General features: G+C 59.0%; 15 protein-coding genes. 4 read left to right on the forward strand and 11 right to left on the reverse strand.

Annotation, left to right across the window (positions count from 1 at the left end; translation table 11 throughout):
• Positions 1 to 152 precede the first annotated feature (152 nt).
• Complete coding sequence (locus BV034_RS36885) at positions 153 to 917, forward strand: L,D-transpeptidase family protein (protein WP_343123299.1); 765 nt, start codon at positions 153 to 155, stop codon at positions 915 to 917.
• Positions 918 to 999: 82 nt separating this feature from the next.
• Positions 1,000 to 1,176, forward strand: a complete 177-nt coding sequence (locus BV034_RS36400) for a CPXCG motif-containing cysteine-rich protein (RefSeq protein WP_265593441.1) — start codon at positions 1,000 to 1,002, stop codon at positions 1,174 to 1,176.
• A gap of 52 nt (positions 1,177 to 1,228) precedes the next feature.
• Here BV034_RS36400 and BV034_RS24910 read toward each other — a convergent pair whose 3' ends face one another.
• The 5 genes from BV034_RS24910 to BV034_RS24930 form a co-directional block, all read right to left on the reverse strand.
• Positions 1,229 to 1,837 carry a GNAT family N-acetyltransferase gene (locus BV034_RS24910; RefSeq protein WP_265593442.1) on the reverse strand — a complete coding sequence of 203 codons (609 nt, stop codon included), beginning with the start codon at positions 1,835 to 1,837 and terminating at the stop codon, positions 1,229 to 1,231.
• Between the two features lie 92 nt (positions 1,838 to 1,929).
• On the reverse strand, positions 1,930 to 3,009 hold the full coding sequence (locus BV034_RS24915; protein WP_050029680.1) for a M20/M25/M40 family metallo-hydrolase: 1,080 nt from the start codon (positions 3,007 to 3,009) through the stop codon (positions 1,930 to 1,932).
• Positions 3,010 to 3,175: 166 nt separating this feature from the next.
• On the reverse strand, positions 3,176 to 3,988 hold the full coding sequence (locus tag BV034_RS24920; protein ID WP_081888094.1) for a phosphodiester glycosidase family protein: 813 nt from the start codon (positions 3,986 to 3,988) through the stop codon (positions 3,176 to 3,178).
• Between the two features lie 52 nt (positions 3,989 to 4,040).
• Positions 4,041 to 4,820, reverse strand: coding sequence for a phosphodiester glycosidase family protein (locus tag BV034_RS24925; protein ID WP_265593443.1), 780 nt, complete (start codon positions 4,818 to 4,820; stop codon positions 4,041 to 4,043).
• Positions 4,821 to 4,851: 31 nt separating this feature from the next.
• Positions 4,852 to 5,457 carry a non-canonical purine NTP pyrophosphatase gene (locus BV034_RS24930; RefSeq protein ID WP_063768896.1) on the reverse strand — a complete coding sequence of 202 codons (606 nt, stop codon included), beginning with the start codon at positions 5,455 to 5,457 and terminating at the stop codon, positions 4,852 to 4,854.
• Positions 5,458 to 5,744: 287 nt separating this feature from the next.
• On the opposite strand from BV034_RS24930, the gene BV034_RS24935 reads away from it, so the two are divergent.
• Positions 5,745 to 6,317 (forward strand): hypothetical protein, encoded by a 573-nt coding sequence (locus tag BV034_RS24935; RefSeq protein ID WP_265593444.1) that lies wholly within the window; start codon positions 5,745 to 5,747, stop codon positions 6,315 to 6,317.
• 248 nt (positions 6,318 to 6,565) lie between these two features.
• Complete coding sequence (locus BV034_RS24940; RefSeq protein WP_265593445.1) at positions 6,566 to 7,831, forward strand: sodium:proton antiporter; 1,266 nt, start codon at positions 6,566 to 6,568, stop codon at positions 7,829 to 7,831.
• Positions 7,832 to 8,414: 583 nt separating this feature from the next.
• Here the strand turns inward: BV034_RS24940 and BV034_RS24945 are convergent.
• The 6 genes from BV034_RS24945 to BV034_RS24970 all read right to left on the reverse strand — a co-directional run bounded on the left by BV034_RS24945 (position 8,415) and on the right by BV034_RS24970 (position 16,212).
• The gene (locus BV034_RS24945) at positions 8,415 to 9,560 is read right to left on the reverse strand and encodes a hypothetical protein (protein WP_050029685.1); all 1,146 of its coding nucleotides are present in this window, start codon (positions 9,558 to 9,560) and stop codon (positions 8,415 to 8,417) included.
• Between the two features lie 35 nt (positions 9,561 to 9,595).
• A complete protein-coding gene (locus tag BV034_RS24950) occupies positions 9,596 to 10,591 on the reverse strand; it encodes a hypothetical protein (RefSeq protein ID WP_050029686.1) in 996 nt (331 codons plus the stop codon).
• Between the two features lie 65 nt (positions 10,592 to 10,656).
• Positions 10,657 to 12,048, reverse strand: a complete 1,392-nt coding sequence (locus BV034_RS24955; protein ID WP_050029687.1) for a MotA/TolQ/ExbB proton channel family protein — start codon at positions 12,046 to 12,048, stop codon at positions 10,657 to 10,659.
• A 418-nt stretch (positions 12,049 to 12,466) separates the two neighbouring features.
• Entirely contained in the window at positions 12,467 to 13,486 is a 1,020-nt protein-coding gene (locus BV034_RS24960; protein ID WP_050029688.1) for an NAD(P)H-dependent glycerol-3-phosphate dehydrogenase, read from the reverse strand.
• Positions 13,487 to 13,488: 2 nt separating this feature from the next.
• Positions 13,489 to 14,163 carry a glycerol-3-phosphate 1-O-acyltransferase PlsY gene (gene plsY / locus BV034_RS24965; RefSeq protein WP_050029689.1) on the reverse strand — a complete coding sequence of 225 codons (675 nt, stop codon included), beginning with the start codon at positions 14,161 to 14,163 and terminating at the stop codon, positions 13,489 to 13,491.
• 366 nt (positions 14,164 to 14,529) lie between these two features.
• Positions 14,530 to 16,212: an ATP-binding protein gene (locus tag BV034_RS24970; RefSeq protein ID WP_265593446.1), complete on the reverse strand. Its 1,683-nt coding sequence runs from the start codon at positions 16,210 to 16,212 to the stop codon at positions 14,530 to 14,532.
• Between the last annotated feature and the right edge of the window lie 215 nt (positions 16,213 to 16,427).

Genomic DNA, 16,427 nt, shown 5'->3' on the forward strand with positions numbered 1-16,427 from the left:
CGATCCCGCTGGGTTGACTCTAGGAAAAAAAACCCCCAAAACCTAGAGGACAATGATCCAACGGGATCGCTTTGTGCAAAAATACCTAGTTACCCTCTCTGTGCAAAGAAAAATCTCTAAAACGCAGCCCCTAAACCAAAGATTTTCCGTCGATGACCCCTCATTGTAACCACTCCGTACTTACATGTGCTGCCCTTTTGTTGGCGATCGCGAATTTTTTATCTCCCGGACGAGCATATTCTCAAATTCCCAACTCTGCCCGGCAGGTCATCGTGGCCGTGGCCCCCAGCTGGGAAAGCGCGACAGCCACGCTCCAGTGCTGGGAACGCCCTTCCGCAGAGAGTCCTTGGCGCCCCGTCTTCAAAAATGCGTGGCCGGTCAATTTGGGTCGGCACGGACTGGCATGGGGGCGTGGAGTATTCCAGCCTAGTAATCCGGAAATTTCCTGGAAGGTGGAAAAGGATGGCAAAGCTCCTGCTGGAGTCTTTGAGCTGGGGCGCCTCCATGGAGCCGCAGCCACCCCACCGAAGGGAGCCTCCTGGCCCTACCTGCAAGTGGGCCCATGGGACGCATGGGTGGATGACCCTCGCCTCCCCCACTACAATCAACACGTGCGGGTAGATCCCCAGAATGTGCCCCCGTGGTTTGAGAGCCAGCGCATGCGCTTGGGCGACGACGCCTACAAGTGGCTCCTGGAAATCCGCCACAACACCAATCCCGCCTCACCGGGATACGGCAGCGCCATCTTCTTCCATGTCCGCCGCGGCCCCACGAGGCCCAGCGCCGGTTGCACGACGATGGCCCTGGAGAATTTGGAATCGATGATCCGCTGGATCAAGACGGACAAGTACCCCTACTACGTGCTCCTGCCCCAGAGCGAGTACCAGAAGATGCGCACGGCGTGGAAGTTGCCGTAATGAAAACGGTTAGAAGTTAAGCGTTATGAGTTATGGGAGACTCTCCGATCTCCCACCCCCTTAACTGCTAACCCTGTTCCCCATGCCCTCCGTCATCTGTCCCACTTGCTTTGAGGAGTTCGAGGTCCCGGCCCCGCACTTCTCGGAGGTGCCGTGCACTATGGACTATGACTGTGAAGTCTGCTGCCGCCCCATGAGCATCTCCTTTTGGGAGGAAGACGAGGAAATTTTGGCCGAGGCCTATGGTCTGGGCGATTGAGCGGGAAAAGTGGATCCAGCGCAGAATCCCAGGCCGTGGGTCTTCTGGACGTCTAGTCTTGTGCTTCAGTCAGCGCCGCTTCCACCTCCCGCAAACGCTGCTTGAACCGCTCCGTCGTTGGAGTCGGTTTCAGCTTTGACTCCTCCAGTTCCAGTTCAAAAACATACTGGCCGCCGTGCAGGGTCACCCGCGCACCGAGCGCGCGAAACCAATCCAGCACGGTATAGTTGTCCGGTAACACGACGCCGAAGAATTCGGCAATGCCAACTTCACGGGCTCGGACCCAGAGAAGGGCGAGGAGCAAACTGCCCACCCCACGATGCTGCACTTCATCTGCGACCGTGAAGGAAATCTCAGCCCGCCAAGGCTCGTTTTCCAGCCGCCAGAAGGAGCCGCCTCCCTGGCCCGGCTCATCCGGCAGGGCGGGATCCAACACCGCCCAAGTCTCGTGAAGGCCTGGTTCGGGATTGAGAAATCGCGTCAGCAGCGAGTCGGGCAGCTCGCGGTGCTGGGTCCAGAACCGATAGTAATGGGAATCCAGCGACAGCCGCCGGAAGGCCTCCTGCACCGCCGCCCGGTCCGCTGGGGTGAACATCCGCAACAGCACAGGCGTGCCATCGCGGAGGTTCAAAAGCAGACGAGGGGCAGGCGGAGGCGTCACAAAAGGAGATGAAGTTTCAGACCGCGATCAAGATTTAAATCCAAGTCCGGATGCTGATCCATCCCACCCCTACACGAGACCGGGCCTCAAGACTAGATCTTGATCTTGAACTCGTCGTCAGGTCCCACGCTCTCGACGAATGCCACGAGCACGTCAATGACCTGCTGCACGTCCTTGAGATTGGCCATCTCCACCACGGAATGCATGTAGCGTAGCGGCAGGGAGATCAGACCGCTGGGGATGCCGTTGCCCACAGTGAAGATGCTGTCGGTGTCCGTGCCGCTGTAGCGGGAGGAAGACTCGTGCTGGATTTCCACCTTGGCTTTCTCCGCCGAGTCCATCAGACGCTGCACCACCATGGGGTGATTGCATGTGCCGTGGGTGATGCTGGGGCCGCCGCCCAGGGTCACATCGCCGTGCTTGGTCTTGTCGATGCCCGGCGTGTCCGTGGCGTGCGTGACATCCAGAACCACCGCCACGTCCGGCATGAGCCGGTTGGCGATCATCTTGGCTCCGTTACCCCCAATCTCCTCCTGGATGGCGTTCACCGCCACCACGGTGGCCCCGGGGCGCTTTTTCTTCGCGCTCAGGCGCTTCATGACCTGCGCGATAATGAAGCCACCGATGCGATTGTCCAGCGCCCGGCCCAGGATGAGTTCCTTGCCCATAAACTCCGCACCGTAGGAATACACCGCCGGGTGCCCCACACGGATGCCAGCCTCAGCGACTTCCTTTGGGTTCGAGGCACCAATATCCACATACAGCTCGTGCACCTGGGGGGCCTTTTCGTTCTCGCGTTCACGAATGTGAATGGCCGTGTTGCCAATGATGCCGCGCACCACGCCCTTGTCCCCCAGAATGTCCAGACGACGCCCACGGGCCGTGGCCGCGTCGGATCCGCCCACCCGGTCGAGGTAGAGGAAGCCGTCCTTGGTAATCATCTTCACCATGAAACCGATCTCATCGGCATGGGACTCCAGCATGATCTGCTTGGGCTTTTTCGCGCTGCCTTCCAGCGTGGCCCAGGCGGTGCCGTAGGCATCACTCTCTACGCGATCGGAAAACTTGCGCACATACTCAGCCCACTTGCGCTGGCCGCGCCACTCGAATCCGGTCGGGCTGGGGGTGTTGAGATAATCGAGGAGGAATTCTTTGGCAGAGGCTTCAAGCATGGGACTGAGAACGGTGAAAGGAGGGTTGGAGAAGTTCTACGGGATCGTGGTCGAACCCAGATGGAAAGGATGCAATTAAAACCAGATCTGGACAGTGGGCACAAGTACGGGGATCAATCAAGCACGACTGCTTCGCAGACCGCGCGCCAGGAATCCTCATATCACGCTACGATGACCGCCGAGGACCAGACGTGCGGGGCATGACGACGAGGAAGTTCCGCACCCTGGAAAACTCTCGCTCACTGTGCTCCTGGCCATCCTCCGTCCGCCACCAGAGTCCTGTGGAACTGCCGCCGTCAAAATTCAGGGCGCGCTTCACGGCGATTTCGGGGATGACCGCACGGGTGGCGAGCAGGTCGGAGAGCTCACGCAACGTGACGCTTTTGCAGGTGCCAATCGCCCAGCTCCCTGCCTGGTCGGTCAGGATGAAGGTGCGAACTCGGCGCTTGGTCGCCTCCAGCCCTGCCACCGGCTGCCCCGCGTCAACGAGACGAGGCCCCGCCTGAAAGAGTTGGGTCGTGCCTTTTAGGTCGGAGTACTCGTCCTTCCACATCAAGGTGGGTCTGCCATTTCTCACCACAAAGACTCCCCCTAACAAAGAACTGCGCTGGAATGCTCCCGCCCTGGCCCCGTTGCTTATCTCAAGGCCCAAGGGTTGGAACTCCGGGGTGAAGTATCCACCGTTGCATCCCGCCACGGCGCCCAGCTCTTTCATCTTCGTGGCCAAAGACACCGCTCCGGCACGGTCCGGCTGGCTTATCACGCGCAGATCATATTTGCCTGAGGTGAAAAGGATCAGGTTCAAATCTGCCTCGGTGGGGCCGGCCAGCTGCTTCTTGACCTGTACCGCACCGCCGGACAGTCTTTCGGCCGCGGATTGAAAGCGCACTGTCCACTGCGCTGGCAGCGTCTCCACCATCGCGCTCATCAGTAGCAAAAACGGTGCGAGACGAGAAGTGAGCCGGAAGGAGAAAACCATGCGCCACAGAACGATTCCGCCCCGGAAACTCAAGAAGTTCTTGGGACCCGATCTATTTCTGAAGGGGGCGAATCACCACACAGTTTTTCACGAACCACATTTCCTTTTCGTGGACCACTACCTTTCCCATTTCATCTTTGCCCCATAGCCCCGAGGACGGGCCGCCATCGAGATTCAGCGCTCGGTTCACCTTAAAACCCACCAGGCCAGGTCCCTGATTGGCCAGTAGTGCGGCCAGCTCTCTCAACCCAATCCTCGAAGTCACCCCCATGGCCCACAGCGAGCCCCCATCGTGTGCGATGAAAGTTCTGCGAACGCGAACATCCTCTCCAGCACCGGTAAATCGACGCACGCCATCGACCAGCACTGGACTGCATTGCACAAAGGACTCCGCTTCGAAGATCCGCATCGAGAGAATCTCTTTCTCCGTCCAGATCTGGGCTTTTCCTGACCGCACTCCGACTCCGCCACCCCACTCTCCGAACTGCTGGTACTCGCCCGTGGCCCGCCCTTGCACCACCTGCAGACCCGCAGGAGCAAATGTGGCTGGATCAAAGTACCCGCCATTGCAGCCGGCGATCACGTTCTCCTCCGTCATCCAGCGATGCATGGGCAGTGCCGTCTCCTTGGTCCCCCTCGCCAACACCTCCACTTTCACCTTTGAGGAGTCGAAGGTTACTACCTGCAACCAACCGTCCAGTGGATTACTGAGGTCCTTTCGGCTCCACGCCACTTCGTGGCCCAAGGAAACAACCTCCCTCTGCGACTGGGCGCTGCTGTCTCCAGGCAGGCCCGAAACCAGCAGCAGGATCATTGCAAGTCGCCGAGTCATGCCGCTGGCCATCTCGTAAAAGATCTTCAAATCAAGCCCGCTCCGCCAGCCACGCCACCACCTTGCCCAAGGCGCGGGATCGATGGCTAAGTTGATTCTTCACCTCCGGCGGCAGCACACCGAAGCTGTTCTCATAGCCTTCGGGGACGAACAGCGGGTCATAGCCAAAACCTCCCTCTCCATCCTCCGCCAGCAAGAGTCGCCCTTCCACCGCGCCATCAAACACACCCAGCACACGTCCATTCTGAGCCAGCACCATGCAGCAGCGGAAACGGCCGTTGAAAAGGGGCGTTTCCGTCTGCTTGGCCAGTTCGGAAAGTTGCTCCTTCAACAGCTTGCGATTGTCTGCATCCGTTGCGTTGACTCCAGCGTATCGAGCCGAGATAACGCCCGGCGCACCATCCAAGACATCGACCTCAAGGCCTGAGTCATCTGAGAGCACCAGCGCATCGGGCAGAGCCATGCTGGCGGCGAGTGCCTTGATGGTGGCATTGGCCTCGAAAGTCTCGCCCGTTTCCTCAGGCTGGGGCAGATGTGGGTGCGCGGTCAGGTCCGAAACGTCATAAGCGTCTCCAAGCATGCTGCGAATCTCGCCCGTTTTGTGCGGGTTACCGGTAGCGACGAAAAGTGATTTCACGCCTCCTTTTTAACATCACTTCCGGACCAAATACAGGCCAAATCCTGCAGCATCCTCCGGCCCCCAGGAAAAACTCACAACGCGTTGAGCAAGAGCGAACAAACACATGTCCTGTGCAACAGGATTGTGACTTGATCTGATACAGAAATGCTTGTAGAGACACGTGCAATGGAAAAACTCCCCAATTTTTCGATCACAAAAGAATCATTTTCACTAAGGTCCCCTCTCTATGCTTCATTTATGGCATGGCCGGTGCTCTGAGCATGACAGTCCGAACCCCTTTGCTCATGACACGAAACCGGTCCCCCCATCCCACCCCATCGCGTGAAGCTGTTGCAGTCGAACGCCTTTTGTGCGCCGCCCGCAGCCCCCGTCGCCACAGGGAACGCCTGAACGTCCTCCGGCTGGCCCTTATGGGCGAGCGCAGTCTTACCCGGCTGGCCGAAGCTGGCACCATGTCCCGCGCAAGCGTGGCGGGCTGCCTGGCCGCATGGCGCAATGGCGGCTTTGCCAAGCTGCTGGACAGCACCGCAGTCTCCCGGCTACCTCAACACGTGGTGCTGGCTTTCCGAGAAGGCATCGAGCGCCATCAATGGCAAAACGTCACTGAAACCCGCAAATGGCTGCAGGAGCAGTTTGATGTCTCCATTCCGCTGCGCGCTCTGCGCTATTGGATGATCGTGGAGACAGCCGGCGCCAACTTCGTCGCCCCCGCAGCCATGGACAACGACCTCAATGCCGATGCCCCTACGCGACGCATCGTCCTCCCGGGTCAGCGCACCCTCACCACACCGCTGCCTGTCAGCCGTCGTGACCGTCTTGCAGCGACACTTCCCGTGACGATGCGGGCCCTGCTTTAGGCCTCGCGCAGCATTGCAAATCTAGAACGCCCCCCATCCCGCATCCTTCACAAGGTGCGGGATTTTTTATTTCATCGAACTGCTGCACCCGGCCTTGGGAGTCAGGTGCCGTCTCCTTCTCTCACCCCGCTCCTTGACTTGGACTCCCGCCCCTTCAGGATGAAAACACACGCATCCTCATGGGCATTCACAATTTCATTGCATCAGCAGCTTCCACCTCCGCTGCGACGACACTTCCATCTCCGTGGATGGTTTTCCCTTTTGTGGTGCTGCTGCTCTGCATCGCGCTCATGCCCTTGTTCGCAGCCCGGTTCTGGGAACACCACTACGCCAAAGTCGTCATCAGCCTTGGCCTGGTGACCACGGCCTACTACGTCTTTGGTCTCCAGCACGGCAGCGCCATGCTCCATTCGATGATGGAGTACCTCAGCTTCATGGCCCTCATCGGCTCCCTGTTTGTGATCTCCGGTGGCATCAACATCCGGGTGAAGGGCGAGGCTACGCCATGGGTCAACACCCTCTTCCTCCTGGTGGGAGGGGTGGTGGCCAATCTGGTGGGCACCACGGGAGCCTCCATGCTGCTAATCCGCCCCTGGATCCGGATGAACAAATACCGCATCACGCAGCTTCACGTGGTGTTCTTTATTTTCATCGTCTCGAACGTGGGCGGTGCCCTCACCCCCATCGGCGATCCCCCGCTCTTCCTCGGCTTCCTCCGCGGGGTTCCTTTCTGGTGGGTGATTCAGCATGTCTGGCCTGCGTGGTTGCTGACCTTGGGTCTGCTACTGGCGCTGTTTTACATCCTGGATCGGCGGAACTATGGCCGGGCCCCCAAGGGCATCGCCACGGCAAACACTTCCCAGGAAACCTGGCAGTTTCGGGGCCTGCACAACGCCTTCTTCCTGCTGGTGGTGCTGGCGGCAGTGTTCTTTCCGCAAACCTGGAAGGTGGGCACGGACCATTTCTCGCTGAGCATCGGCTCCATCGTGATGATTGCCGCCGCCACAGCGTCCTATTTCACCACATCCCGTCCAGTTCATGAGGCCAATGACTTCAGCTTTGGTCCAGTGAAAGAGGTAGGGTTCCTGTTCATCGGCATTTTCCTGACCATGGTGCCAGCGCTGGAGTTGCTCGGCTCAGGTCAGGGCATCCATCTCACCACTCCGCTGCAATACTATTTCACCAGCGGGTCGCTCTCGGCCTTTCTGGACAACGCCCCCACCTACCTGACTTTCCTCGCTGCGGCCATGGGAAATGCCGGGCTGGATGTCGGGTCCGCTGACCACGTTCGAATGTTCCTCGCCTCTCACGCGCCATTTGTCGTCGCCGTGTCTCTCGGCTCAGTGTTCTTTGGTGCTGGCAGCTATATCGGCAATGGCCCCAACTTCATGGTGAAAGCGATTGCAGAAAAGGCCGGGGTGCATACCCCCGGATTTCTGGGTTATCTGTTCCGCTTCTCACTGCCCATGCTCGTGCCAGTCCTGGCGGTGGTCGGGTGGTTGACGCTGAGATAGGCAACCGGAAATCATGGGCAAGGCTTTTGGCCGACAGGCACAAACCCCTCATCCTTGAAGAACACCCTTCATTCAATCCATGATCAACTCGCCATCTGACCCTTGGTTGATCAGCCGGTAGAATCTCGAAGTAAGTTTGGTCAAACCAACGGCAAATTGAAGCGAGCGAGGTCTCGAATACTCCGCGCGCTTCAGCTTCCACCGAGTGAAGTCGCCCCCCCTTCGTTCCTTAGGCGAGGTTGGAGTTCCGCCCCGCATGCGGGACGGTCAGTACGCACCACGACTGCCCCATCGCCATCCTCCAGCACCTCCAAATCTCGCGAAGCGTCTTGGAGTACGGTGGCTCGACTCCGTTCTCTAACCGTGATCACAGACGAATTGCGGCAATGGCAGCGTGAGCGGAGGAGAAGGCGGACGCAGCAGATGCAAGCGACGCTCCAGGACTCTGGCGTGCAGTCCGGTAATTCCAGCCATCATCAGAATCCAGGGAGAACTTGCGCCCCCCAAACGCAAACTGGGACGACTTCACGTCGTCCCAGCAGTCAAAGTCTTTGGTCTTCTGTCTTCCAGTCTTTCGTCTTCCTTAGTCCGCCGTCATCTTCGGTGCAGCGATCTTCACCGTTCCAGGAGGCGGAGGCGGTTGCGGCTTGGGCGGGGTGAAGTTCACCTCGAACTCGGCCACATTCTTCTGGTAGAAGGGATTGCCGTAAAGCTCCCACACCACTGGCACGCCTTCGGTGTCAGCATAGTCACGAGCAGCAAGGAAGGCTTCCACCGAATCCTTGAACACATAGAACCACATCACGGTGTTGGGCTCGCTCTTAAATTTACGGACCGCACGCTGATACGTGGAAGCGGGATTCTTGAACTGCTCAATGCCTTCTCCCCCTTGCGGATTGGGGGTCAAACGCATGGGCATGCGCGGCGCATTGGGAGCTTCCACCACCTCCATCTTCAGGTCGCGCACCGGGAGGCGCAGATTCACAAAGTGCTGCGCGATCTTTTTCTGGTCGAAGACAGTCTTCATCTTCGGCACATCCTTGCCGCGCACTTTCTCCATGACCGGATTGCCAAACGTGTCTTTCACCGGCACTTCACCAAAGACGAGACTCTTCTGATTCTTCTCGATTTCCTGGACGACATACTTCATGAACTCGATGTCGTTCAAATAGTACACCTTGCCGCCAGTGACGATGAAGCGTTGCACTGTGGCATTTTCAGGAATCTCACGTGGATTAGGCAGCTTCACCACTGTCGCGGGTGGCGGCACGTACCGGGGCGTGGAATCAATCGCTTTCTTGAGCTTGTCCAGTTCGGCCAAGAGCTTGTCCACATCTTCCTTGCTGGTGTCGCGGACTTTCTTACGCTCCTCAAGTTGCTTACGAAGCTCATCCAAGTCCATGTGCTTGGGCGAATTCTTATCCATGGAAAGATCCATGGTCTTGAGCTCTTCAGTGGCCTTTTTAAGAGCCTGCTGAGTCTCCTTCATCTCTTCCTCGAGCTTCTTGGGATCTTCCTTGGGGGTATCCTTGACCACCACCTTCTTCAGCTCTTCCAGCTGTTCTTTGGTGACGGGCGGCAGATCGGAGAGCACCTTGCGCACGGCTTGGGCAAGGCTGATGCCGATCATCACCAGCACGATGATCAACACGCCCACCACGTTGGTCATGGTGTCCATGAGGGCGACGAAGGGCAATTCTTCGTCATGAGCTTCTCTGCGTTTGGCCATGGCAGTAAGGGGCTGAGGCTTCGATCAGACGGGGCTTAAGGCTTGGGGGGCTGGGCTCCTGCGGCAGGAGCGGGAGCCGGTGCGGGTGCGGGTGCAGCAGCAGGCGCGGCGGCAGCTGCTGGCTTTGGTGCTGCAGCAGGAGCAGCACCAGCGGCGGGCATGAGCTTCGCCTCAGGTGGCGGAGGCAGGGTACCGAGGAAATCCTTGAACATTTGAAGGTCCACATCTCCACGCCCCGGCAGCAGCAGCTTGCCGATCTGGGTGACTTGATAGTTGTAGGTGGTCTGGGCCCAACCTGCGGCGTTGTTGAAAGCACCCGTGCCATCATCCCGCATGAGGAAGATGATCTTGGAGTTGGGCACATTCTTCACTTCCTTGAGGAAGTGGTTGTAGGCCGCGTCGGCTACGATCACTTCTGCCGCGGCACTGACCTGAGTGCGAGTCTTGGCATCCCAATAGATGATGATACGTCCACCGCCCGCCTCTACAAAGAAGACCTTGGTCCCCTTCGCCAGGCCGGAACCACCCGGCTGCACCATCACCGGCGGGGGTTTCTTGTCCGGCGGAATTTGGAGCTTCTTCAGCTCTTCCATGAGCGCGGCGATTTCCTTTTTCATCTCCGCCTGCGTCTTGGTAAGGCCTTCGATTTCGAGGAGCAGGTTGTCCAGTTCCTTCATCAGGTTCTGGCTCAGCTCCTCGTTCATCTTCTGAATGTCCGCTCCGGTGCTCAGCAGCTTGCGCAGCTTGGCTGAGCGTTCTTCTTTTTCCTGGAGCTCTTTCTTGAGCTTCTCCAGGGCGGCGAGTTTTTCCTTAATCAGCGTCTCTGTGCTGACGTCTTCCTTCTGCTTCTTCTGAAGCTCCACGAACTCCTTGGACATCGCCAGTTCTTCTGGCGTGCGTCCGTTGGTCTGCTGGGACTGGGCCACGCACAGCACCACAATGATGAGGATCAGCACCCCAATCAGGGAACACAGAATGTCCAGGAAGGGAATTAGGAGAAGCTCCTCAGTCTTGTGGCGGCGGCGGCTCATGGATCAGCGGTCAGCGGCTCAGAATTGCAGGGGTGAAAGAGTCAGCACAGGCACAGGGGAAGAAATCAGTCGCGGCCGAACCAGCCCTTTTTCTTCACCTGCTGAACGAGAATTTGCTTTTCACCCAGCTCTTTGAGCACGGTGTTCAAGCCACGCACACCCGTCTCAAGCGCACCCATGTACTGGGTGACAACTTTGAGGGAATCTTTGAGGGACTCCTGCATCTCCGTGCGCATCTGGGTGGTGTTGTTGATGAATTCCTTGGTGACCACCTGCTGGAAGGCGTCAGAGCGTTTGTCCAGATTGCTGGCGTATTCGTTCATCCGCTTCGACAGCTCATTGAGGTCCACAAGGAACTCCTTCTGAGCACCGGCCAGGCCGCGCATAACGGAGTCGGCAATTGCCGCCACATCGCCACCACCCGCGCCAGCACCATCGTTCAGGCGGGGCAGGAGCACTTCGTTGCAGAAGGCGTCGATCTCGTTGAGCATCTCGTCCTCGTTCTTGGCGAGCGCGTTCATGGGGAAGTTCAGGAACACGGCAAGCACAAGGCCCAGCAGCGTCGCATCGAACGCCGTACCCAGACCGCTTGTCACCGCGCTGATGGATCCCACGATCGCGCTGACGTCATCCATGTTGGCAAAGCTCATGCCACCGATGGCGTGAGAGAGACCGATAACCGTACCGATGAAACCCATGAGCGGAATGGCCCAAAGGAACGCCTTCAGCATGATGTAGCTGCCGCCGATACGGGCACCGTCGATGCTCGACTGGCTGGACATCATGGAGCCGACATCCGGGGTGTTCTGACGAACTTCGAAGAGTTCCAGCGCCTTGCGAATGCGGTTCACCATCAGGCTGTCACGCAGACGGACAGGCATGTTGTAGAGGTGGTCGATGAAACTGCCGACGTTCTGGCCGTTGATTTCGCGGCCCAGTTCTGCTGGAAGCACATCCAGGAACAACGCTTCACGCTGGTGCTTCAACTTGCCGAGCTTGAGATAGAGAATCGCAGCCGCCCAGAAGAAGAACATCGTGTTGATGAAGCTGATCAGGAAGTGCTTGAAGAACACGTTCGCGATCGTCTCCATCGAGGAGTATTCCGCCACAGCCTTGGCTGCTGGTGCCTGGAAGGGGTACACGATGCCGAACCAGGCAATGGTCAACACAACGCCGATGGCAAAGCTCAGATACCCGTTGGGGTTCGTGGGATCGCTTTCCTTCCACCCAAGGCGCTCGGGTCTCTGAACGAAGCTGTCCAAGCCCCCACCCACAGGCGGAGGGGGAGCGGCGTCAGGCAACGGTGCAGAGCTGCTGTAAGAAGGGGCGGCACCAGGAGAGGGCGCGTCTGCGGCAGGCGGCGTACCACCAATGTTTTCAGGAATCTGCAGCTTTGTATTGCAGCCGGGGCAGCGGACCACTTTGCCAGCCCATTCCGGCTCGGCCTTCAGACTCATGTCACATGATGGGCACTTGAACTTCACGTTGGGGACCTCCTGGGATGAACAGTTAATTTCGAATGATACATTTATGACAGGTGCAGTGACACGTGCGTGACACCCACCAGCCGAACCTTAGCGCACCGTTTGTACCCTGTACATACCTCCCAGAACACGCATAAAAAGGCGTTCTGGCGGGGTACTAAATCTACCGGGCTTGGGGCTAAAGTCGTGCATGGAGAAAAACTCAGAGCTCCAAGGGCGGAGCGCGCGGGAGCTTGAAACAAGCAAGCACATCTTGCAAGCGCTTGATCCCATTAAATCACGAAAGCACCGATAGTAGTTTCCCGCGCATCAGAGCAGAAAACAGTCACACTGGCACCCAGAGTGATCACTCCCTGCCCATGTGATTTGTGAAATCATGGTTCCTACGGTTTCAATCTACTTCTGGACGCGGATCCCGACCAAGCAATTCCCGTAGCGCGAGCTTGGGGGACTTATTTTGGTAAAGCACGGCATACACCTCATCCAGCAGCGGGGTGCGAACCTCCGCTGCGCGAGCAGCATGCCAGAGACTCTCAGTGTTCGGCACGCCCTCCGCCACCATGCGGGTGCTGGCGACGATCTCGGCCAGGGGCATGCCCTGCCCAAGCAACTTGCCGACCCGGTGGTTGCGACTGTGCTCTGAATAGCATGTCGCCACGAGATCCCCTACCCCGCTGAGTCCGTAAAAGGTCTCCACCTGCCCCCCTGAGGCCACGCCGAGACGCACCATCTCAGCCAGCCCACGTGTCACCAGCGCCGCAATGGCGTTATCACCCAGATTCAACCCCAGGGCGATGCCAGCCGCGATCGCGTACGCATTTTTCAAGGCACCCGCCCACTCCACGCCCGAGACATCCTCGCTGGTATAGCAGCGAAACCACGGTAGCGTGAAGCAGCTCTGGAGCGCCACCCCAGAGGCAGCATCAGCACAGGCCACCACGGCGGCCGAGGGCATCTTTCGGGAGACCTCCTCCGCATGATTTGGCCCGGAAAGCGCTGCGAGATGGTGCTGAGGAAAGTACTCCTCCAGGAGCTGTGACATGCGCCGCCCCGTGGCAAGCTCGATCCCCTTCGTACAGGAGACCAGCACCTCATTGCCTGAGAGCACCTCAGCATCCCTCAGCGCCCCTGCGACAGTGCGCATGGCCTTGGACGGGGTGACAAACAGCACAAGATCTGCCGGCTGCAGCCGATTGAGGTCGTGCGTGGCCTCCATCTCACCTTCGATGACCCGGCCGGGCAGATACCTTTCATTGCACCGGGTGGTGGCGATCTCCTGCATGAGAGATTCATCCCGCCCCCAGAACTGCACCCGCAGGCCACGTTGGGCCAGCATCGCCGCCAGGGCCGTGCCCCAGCTGCCCGCACCCATGACAATCGCACGTTCCATCTTCGCCGTTTCTGCACCCATGACTACTGCTTTACGCCCCCTTTTTTGTCCTTGGACTTGCGATTGAACCGGCTCTCAGTCCCGGACATCATCCGCTTGATATTGGAACGGTGCCGCACCACCACGAGGATGCCCATCACCAACCCGAGGGCGAGCAGGATGTAGGCACCCACATTGAGCCCGCCTCCAATGAGCATGATGACATACATGGAGATCGGCAGGCTGATGGCCGCCCCGATCGAGGCCAACGCCACATAGCGAGTGGTGAAGAAAAGAACGAGCCACACCACAAACGCCACCAGCAGCGCCCACGGGGCGAGCCCCAGAAACGCCCCTGCGGAGGTGGCCACGCCCTTGCCGCCCTTGAAGCCCAGCCAGAAGGTGAAACTGTGCCCGATGACCGAGGCCGCCGCACACAACACCGCCACCGTGGTGACCATGGTGCTGGAGGCCCCGAGGCTGCTCAACCAGGCTTGGGCGAAAAGTGTGGGCAACAAGCCTTTCAACATATCGAGGACGAAAACGGGGATGCCAGTCTTTTTGCCCAACACACGGATGACATTGGTCGCGCCAATATTACCGCTCCCATGCTTGCGGATATCCACACCCTTCATCAACCCCGCCCAATAGCCAAACGGCAGCGAACCGCTCAAGTAAGCCAGAGCGATGGCAATGATGGCGGCAACCCAGATGTTCATGGCGTCTCTATCGCAGCGAGACCGCAGGCAGCAAGCTCAAAAAAGACTGAGTGGTGACGCAGGCTTCCAGCCTCTGGGTGGTACCGGCGTCCCGCCGGTACAGTTCAGTGCGGTGCTGTCGGCCGTAGTTCGACTGTCCCCGCCATCCAGTACGCCGAAGGGACGTGCGAACTGAGTCCATCGCGGTGACTGGGAAGAAGGGATCGCAGTCGTCCATCGCTCCGCTCACATGCGGGGCTGGAACCCCCGCCTCCTTTTGGTTTCCGGGCCGGCATTCAGTAAAAGGTGAGCGAGACATTCCTGTCCAGTTCAGTCACGCCACCTTTGGACATCAGGCCTTCACGTCTTCTGTCTCAGGCGAAGCCGTCACGCCGCCACCATGTCGCCCTTCGAGGCACTCTTGCCTTGATGCAGCACACGATGCACCACCGCGGCCACATCGGGCGCGAGGTAGGGCTTGGGTAGAATGTCATCGAAGCCCTGGCAGATGTAGCTGTCGCGAGCCTCCTCCACCATACCACCACTAGAGGCAATGACACGGGCCGCGGGATCGAGAGCTTTGATGGCCTTCATGGATTCCTCGCCATTGAGGCCGCCTTTCAGCGTCAGATCCATGATCACGGTGTCCACCTGCTCGCCTTCCAGAAGGAGGCTCCGGTAGGTGGACACAGCTTGTTCGCCGCTCTCTGCTTCGTAAACCTTGTAGCCGCACTGCCTGAGCACAGCCAGAATCACCTGGCGCAGGCGGTCTTCATCATCCACCACGAGCACGGTTCCCACGCCAGACTGCAGACCGCGTGAGGCGGGCTTGGCAGGCGCGGAGACAGCCTGCTTGGCGCGCGGCTGGGTCGCCGGGAGCCAGAAAGTGATCTCCGTGCCGACATTCTTCATGGAGGAAGCCACGATGTGGCCCGCATGCTCCAGAATGATGCGCCGGCAGGTGGTGAGGCCGATGCCATTGCCATCAGGCTTGGTGGTGAAGGATTCCTGGAATACGCGACGGGCCACGTCAGGATCCATGCCGCAACCGCGATCGCGAACCAGAAGCTCGACATACGGTCCGGGCTGCAGCTGGTGGTGACCCTGAGGCACCACCACGTTGCGGGCCAGCACATCCATATAGCCATGGTTGTTCATGGCCTGGATCGCATTGATGATCAGGTTCTGCAGGACTTGGGTGATCTTCGCGCCATCCACCACCGACCACCAAAGGTCCTTGGGCAGATGCATGTGCAGGGTCACCCCGCTGCCACTCTGGGCGACGCGAGCGGTCTCGCGAATCAGATCGGCCATGTCCACCGGCTCGCGTGAGGCGGGGATGTCCTTGGCCATCTTCATAGTCTGCTGAATGAATGCACGGGCCTGCTGCGAGGCTGCCAACGCCTCATCCACGTGATGCCCCACCGCCGGGACACCACCCGGGGAAAGCCGGGCCGCCTCGGAGAGGTTGGTCATCATGATGCCCAGCAGGTTGTTCAGATCGTGAAACACCCCAAGGGAAAGCGTCGCCAGGTTGTCATTGCGCAGGCGACGGCTGTCGTCCACCTCCACTACTCCTGGCCCACCAGCAGGACTCGCCGCCGGGGCCGCGAGTGCTGGCGCCACCGTGAGCGTGTAGTTATAGACACTGCCGTGCTCGTCCTGCACCGCGCGGATGCGCCAGGCGCACCGCTGCGTGCCGCCACCATAGAGCGTCTTCAGACTGCCTTCCCACTGGGAGGCACCCCCCTGCTTCACCGCTCCACGCAGAGTTTGCATGAGATCGTCGGCCTCAGTCTGAGAGGCTACGAGCTGCGTGACAAAGCGCTCCCGCAGCCCGCTCTCGGGCTCGGCGCCCACCATGGCAGCCATACGGGTGTTGTGGAGCAGAATACGGGGTCCCAGACGGTGAGAGAGGTTAGCCTCCACAATCATGATGCCCTCGCTCGCTTGATCGAGCGCGGTACGCAAAAAGGAGTTGGCCAGATGGGCCGTCTTCAGCGGATCTGCGCCCGTGTCGGGAGCTGCGCAGACGCGCGAGCGGGGAGTTTCGACGGCGAGGGCGGACATGTCGGCCATAATAGTTAACAGTCCTTAGCTTTTAGCATGTTACGAGCTTTACAGCAAAGCCATTTTTTCAGTCTCACCCATATTATAGTAAATGGGACGCAGGGGTTATTGAAGTGCGCGATTTTTATGGAAACAGTCTCCATTCCCGCCAAACCAGCGGAAAGGATCTTGGCGGGCAAGGTAGAATTCCCTTGCGTCGCCCCTCTTTTCCCGTA

The organism is Verrucomicrobium sp. BvORR034 (assembly GCF_000739635.1).
Classification (GTDB): domain Bacteria; phylum Verrucomicrobiota; class Verrucomicrobiia; order Verrucomicrobiales; family Verrucomicrobiaceae; genus Verrucomicrobium.

Coding starts and splice junctions, on each gene's coding strand:
- BV034_RS36885 (WP_343123299.1), top strand. CDS start 153: ATGACCCCTCATTGTAACCACTCCGTACTTACATGTGCTGCCCTTTTG.
- BV034_RS36400 (WP_265593441.1), top strand. CDS start 1,000: ATGCCCTCCGTCATCTGTCCCACTTGCTTTGAGGAGTTCGAGGTCCCG.
- BV034_RS24915 (WP_050029680.1), bottom strand. CDS start 3,009: ATGCTTGAAGCCTCTGCCAAAGAATTCCTCCTCGATTATCTCAACACC.
- BV034_RS24920 (WP_081888094.1), bottom strand. CDS start 3,988: ATGGTTTTCTCCTTCCGGCTCACTTCTCGTCTCGCACCGTTTTTGCTA.
- BV034_RS24925 (WP_265593443.1), bottom strand. CDS start 4,820: ATGACTCGGCGACTTGCAATGATCCTGCTGCTGGTTTCGGGCCTGCCT.
- BV034_RS24935 (WP_265593444.1), top strand. CDS start 5,745: ATGACACGAAACCGGTCCCCCCATCCCACCCCATCGCGTGAAGCTGTT.
- BV034_RS24940 (WP_265593445.1), top strand. CDS start 6,566: ATGGTTTTCCCTTTTGTGGTGCTGCTGCTCTGCATCGCGCTCATGCCC.
- BV034_RS24945 (WP_050029685.1), bottom strand. CDS start 9,560: ATGGCCAAACGCAGAGAAGCTCATGACGAAGAATTGCCCTTCGTCGCC.
- BV034_RS24950 (WP_050029686.1), bottom strand. CDS start 10,591: ATGAGCCGCCGCCGCCACAAGACTGAGGAGCTTCTCCTAATTCCCTTC.
- BV034_RS24955 (WP_050029687.1), bottom strand. CDS start 12,048: ATGAGTCTGAAGGCCGAGCCGGAATGGGCTGGCAAAGTGGTCCGCTGC.
- BV034_RS24960 (WP_050029688.1), bottom strand. CDS start 13,486: ATGGGTGCAGAAACGGCGAAGATGGAACGTGCGATTGTCATGGGTGCG.
- plsY (WP_050029689.1), bottom strand. CDS start 14,163: ATGAACATCTGGGTTGCCGCCATCATTGCCATCGCTCTGGCTTACTTG.
- BV034_RS24970 (WP_265593446.1), bottom strand. CDS start 16,212: ATGTCCGCCCTCGCCGTCGAAACTCCCCGCTCGCGCGTCTGCGCAGCT.